The following is a 4887-nucleotide window of genomic DNA, read 5'->3' as shown; positions in this document are numbered from 1 at the left end:
CGCTCGCGCTCGACCGGTCGGAGATCGTCGTCCTCGAGGCGTTCGACGCGTTGGGCCGCCGCGTGGCCGTGCTTCACGACGGCGCACTCGGGGCCGGCGAACACGGGTTCGCCTTGGACGTGTCGGGGTGGCCGGCCGGCGTGTACGTCGTCCGCTCGAGGGCGGGGGGCGCGGTCTCGAGCCGGACGGTCACCGTCGTGCGGTGATCCATGGCGCTGGCGTCCTCGAAGCCGCGTCTACAGCGGCAGGTTGCCGTGCTTCTTGCGGGGCAGCGTCTGGACCTTGTTCTTGAGCATCTCGAGCGCGCCGATCAGCCGCGCCCGCGTCTCGGACGGGCGGATCACGTCGTCGACGTAGCCCCGCTCAGCGGCGACGTAGGGGTTGGCGAACCGCTCGCGGTACTCCTCGGTGAACTCGGCCTCGGCCGCCGCGGGGTCATCGGCAGCGGCGATCTCGCGCTTGCGTATGATCTCGACGGCCCCCTTCGGCCCCATCACCGCGATCTCGGCCGTGGGCCAGGCCAGATTGAGGTCGGCGCGGATGTGCTTCGAGTTCATCACGTCGTAGGCGCCGCCGTAGGCCTTGCGCGTGATGACGGTGATCTTGGGGACGGTCGCCTCACAGAAGGCGTAGAGCAGCTTGGCCCCGTGGCGGATGATCCCGTTCCACTCCTGGTCCGTGCCGGGCAGGAAGCCGGGCACGTCCTCGAGGACGACCAACGGGATCCCGAACGCGTCGCAGAACCGGACGAACCGCGCGCCCTTGACCGACGCGTCGATGTCCAAGACGCCCGCCAGCACGGCCGGTTGGTTCGCCACGATGCCGACGGACCGGCCTCCTAGCCGCGCAAAGCCGACTACGATGTTCGACGCAAAGTCGGGGTGGATCTCGAAAAAGCGGCCGTCGTCCACGACGCGCGAGATGACGTCGGTGATGTCGTACGGTTTGTTTGCGTTCGTTGGGACGATCGCGTCGAGCTCGGCGTCCGCCCTCGAGGACGCGTCTTGCGTCGCGACGACGGGCGGCGGGTCCTCGCAGTTCGAGGGGAGGTAGCCCAACAACTCGCGGATGCCCAGCAAGAGCGCGCCCTCGTTCGGGAACGCGCGGTGGCAGACGCCGGACTTGCTCGCGTGCGTGTCGGCGCCGCCCAACTCCTCCTGCGTCACCTCCTCGTTGGTCACCGTCTTGACCACGTTGGGGCCGGTCACGAACATGTAGCTCGTGCCGCGCGCCATGAACGTGAAGTCGGTGATCGCCGGCGAGTACACGGCGCCCCCCGCGCACGGGCCGAGCACGGCCGAGATCTGGGGCACGACGCCCGAGGCGAGCGTGTTCTGGAGAAAGATGTCGGCGTAGCCGCCCAACGCCGCGACGCCCTCCTGGATGCGCGCCCCGCCCGAGTCGTTCAAGCCCACGACCGGCGCGCCGTTCTCCATCGCGAGCTGCATCAGCCGGACAATCTTCTCGGCGTGAGCCAGGCCCAGCGATCCGCCGAAGACGGTGAAGTCCTGGGAGAAGACGTAGACCGTGCGGCCCTCGACGGTGCCCCACCCGGTCACGACGCCGTCGCCATAGGGACGCGAGTCCTCGAGGCCGAATCCGCGCGCTTGGTGCCGGACGAAGGCGCCGGTCTCGGTGAACGATCCGGGATCCAGCAAAATCTCGATCCGCTCCCGCGCGGTCAGCTTGCCGCGGTCGTGCTGCCGCTGGACGCGGGCGTCGCCGCCACCGGCTCGGCTTTCGGCGCGCCGCTCCTCGAGGTCGGCGTAGAGGGCGTCGTGGGTCGGTTCGGTCGGCATCGGGCGCAGGGGGCGTGCGCGCGAAGCTACGGGCAGCCGGCCCCGTCCTCGAGGTCGCCGGGACGTGCGGGGTCCTCGTCCTCGAGGACGGCTAGCGGTTCTCGAACTGGAACTGGACGGCGTCGATGAACGCGATGGCGGCGTCGGAGAACGGGCTCACGCTGTTCTTGACGAGCACGTTCGTCGAGACGACCGTCGTGGCCTCCGTGTAGCTGTCTACCTCGTCGATGGACTGGAGCGTGGACCGGTAGTCGGCCGCGCTGCCGCCGAACAGCTCCGCCACGTACCACGAGCGGCGGTCGCCGGCGTCGGGTCCGAGGACGCGGACCTCGAGGTCGTCGGCGGGCGCGCCGTCCTCGAGGTCGGGAGTTGCGGTGTCGTCCTCGAGAGCCGGCCCCGGACGTGATCCGGGGTCGGAAGCGTCGGTCGGGACGTCCTCGAAGGTGGCGTCTTCCTGGTCGCCGATGAACGCTTCCGCGTCGTCGACGGAGACGTCCTCCGGGTCGACCGTCTCGGCGACGAAGTCCTCGGTTTCAGGAGGCGGAAGTCGGTTGGCGAGGTCGGACTGGGCGAATCGCTTCCACAGGGGGACGTCCGCTTCGGACGCCGGAGCGGACGCGGCTGGTGCAGGAGCCTCCGGCGTCGGGGCCGATCCACGTTCCCGCTCCTCGCGCTGACGGGCGAGCCGCTTCCACAAGGGCTCTTCCTTGAAAGGCGTCCCCCCCTTCGGCTCGGCGCTAGTCGATGCCTGCCTCAGGATTTGCTCGAGCGGGCTCGGAGGCCTCGCGTCGGCGCTTGGGGGAGCATCGTCCATCGCCGGTTGTTCTGGAGCAGGCGGCTCCGGGTCTTCAGCGGAGTCGACCTCGAGGTCGGCGACGGGCTTCGAGACGGGGCGGGGAGGGCCGACCACGCTCGAGTCGTCGAGGCCGTCGAGCTCAGGACGCCCGTACTTCGACCCGATGATCGACGGGATGCTGTCGTCGGCGATGGGCGGGAGCGGCGCCGGCGTGAGCTTCGGGGGCTCGGTCGCGATGTGGCGCGCCTCAACGTCTGGCTCGTCAACGGTTGGTGCCTCGACCTCTTCTGGAGCGTCCTCCGTAGCCGCCCCGGCCCCGACCGAGTCGTCCTCGATGCGGTCCCTCACGTCCTGTTCCGTGAGGTCGCCGCTCAGCCTCGAAGCGATCTCGTCTGCGCCACGGGCCTGGAACGCGGCTTTCAAAACCTCGGCCGGGATCGTGCCGACGGGGCTACCCACCGGGGCGACGAGCGCGAAGAGGGGGTTGAAGAGGTTGATCCACTCGTCCGCGCCGAACGGCTCCACCATCCTGCGGTCGATCCGGTCGAGAAGCTGAAAGAACGTCTGGCGATCCACCTGGCCGATCTCCTTCCGCTGGGCGTAGCGCGCGGCGACCTCGAGGAGGTACGGGTACGCGCCGAACCGGCGGCCCCGGGCGATGGCCGCCTCGACAGAAACCGGCCCCTCGGGAACGGCGGCTTCGGCGATGGTGGCACATGGCTGGACCAGATGCTCGAGCGCCTGCGAAGCGGCATCTTCGACGGCGCTCTCCCAGTCCTCGACCGGGAATTGCACGGCGGCTCGGGCGGCCTCGACCCAGTTTGCCGTCGCCTCCCGGACGCGGTCGTCGGTGTGGTCGATCCAGGGCGACGACGGCGCGGCTGCGTCGACGGCCCGGTCGAGCCGGGCGGCCAAGAGCCGGCCGATGGGGGCGGGAAGCCGGGCCACGTCGGCGCGTCCTCGAGGGCGGTCGGCGGGCAGGACGAGGAGCGCCCGGCGGGCGAGGGCTCTCGAGGTGGCGGAGAGAGCGTCGGACATGGACGGACGCGAGTGGGGGGAGGTCAAGCTACGGGGGCGGTGCCTCGGCGTTTTCCACGGGCTCCTGGCGCCTCGTCCGGTCGTCCTCGAGGTCGGGCCGGGGCCGGACTACGCCTGCGCGGGCTCGTCCTCGAAGCCGTCGAACTGGACGCCGACCAGGCGGCTGACGCCGGGCGTCGGCATGGTCACGCCGTACATCCGGTCGGCGGCCTCCATCGTCAGCTTGTTGTGGGTGACCAGGATGAACTGCGTCGAGTCCGCGAACGAGCGGATCAGGTTCATGAACCGGGCCACGTTGGCGTCGTCGAGCGGCGCATCGACCTCGTCCAGGATGCAGAACGGGCTGGGCTTGACGAGGTAGATCGCGAACAGGAGCGCGGTCGCGGTCAGCGTCTTTTCGCCGCCGGACAGCTGGGCGAGCGAGACCGGCCGCTTGCCTCGAGGGCGCGCCGTGATGGCGACCGGCGCCTCGAGCGGGTCGTCGCCATCGAGGGCGACGTCGGCGGTGGCGTCGCCGCCGAACAGGTCGCGGAAGATCTTTTGGAACGCCTGGCGGACCTCGGTGAACGTCTCGTCGAAGCGTCGGCGGGCCGTGTCGTTGATCTCCTTGATCGTCTCCAAGAGCGACGCCTCGGCACCGGCCAGGTCCGCGCGCTGCTCTTGCAAGAAGGTCAAGCGCTCCTGCTCCGTTTCGTAGTCCTCCAAGGCGAGGGCGTTGACGGCGCCCAGACCACGGAGCTTCTGGCGCAGGTCCGGGATCTCGACGCGGGCGGCGTCGGGCTGGAAGAGCTCTTCGGATTGCAGCCGGTCGAGTTCGCTGGACGCGTCCTCGAGGTCGGCGCCGTGCTCGTCGTGGAGGCGTTCGAGCAGCCCGTCCTGTCGCGTCGCCACTTCTGCGAGTCGGAGCTCGGCCTGGGTCTTGGCCTCGGTCGCGGCCTCGCGCTTCCCACGGACCTCGCGCAGCGCCCGCTCGGCGTCGGCGATCTTGGACCGGGCTTGCAGAACGGCCGTCTCGGCGTCGGACGCCGCGGTCTGGAGCGCGTCGGTCCGGTGGCGCTCCTGGTCCAGCCGGGTCTCGAGGCCCGCGCCGGCCTCCGACACGTCCGAGATCTCGTCGCGGATGCGCTCGGCCTCGAGGGCTCGCTCTTCTTGGCGCGTCGCCACGTCCTTGGCGATGCGCTGGGCTCGGTCGCGCGCCTCACGAGCCGACTGCGCGAGCGACTGCGCTTTGGCGTGGGCGAGCCGGGCGTCGCC

The 4887-nt window shown here is 70.4% G+C and carries 3 protein-coding genes and 1 pseudogene; 1 reads left to right on the top strand and 3 read right to left on the bottom strand.

The genetic code is table 11. The features are described 5' to 3' along the window. A pseudogene (locus WBA11_RS16065) lies at window positions 1–206 on the top strand (hypothetical protein); the annotation flags it as partial. A 30-nt stretch (window positions 207–236) separates the two neighbouring features. Here the strand turns inward: WBA11_RS16065 and WBA11_RS16060 are convergent. The 3 genes from WBA11_RS16060 to WBA11_RS16050 form a co-directional block, all read right to left on the bottom strand. Beyond that, window positions 237–1799, bottom strand: coding sequence for an acyl-CoA carboxylase subunit beta (locus WBA11_RS16060; RefSeq protein ID WP_424521667.1), 1563 nt, complete (start codon window positions 1797–1799; stop codon window positions 237–239). 91 nt (window positions 1800–1890) lie between these two features. Next, window positions 1891–3633, bottom strand: a complete 1743-nt coding sequence (locus WBA11_RS16055; RefSeq protein WP_424521666.1) for a hypothetical protein — start codon at window positions 3631–3633, stop codon at window positions 1891–1893. 108 nt (window positions 3634–3741) lie between these two features. Beyond that, a partial coding sequence (locus tag WBA11_RS16050) for an AAA family ATPase (protein WP_424521665.1) occupies window positions 3742–4887 on the bottom strand: 1146 nt, incomplete at its 5' end.

Source organism: Rubrivirga sp. (assembly GCF_049648075.1).
Lineage (GTDB): Bacteria > Bacteroidota > Rhodothermia > Rhodothermales > Rubricoccaceae > Rubrivirga.
This window is presented reverse-complemented; position numbering and strand designations above follow the sequence as displayed.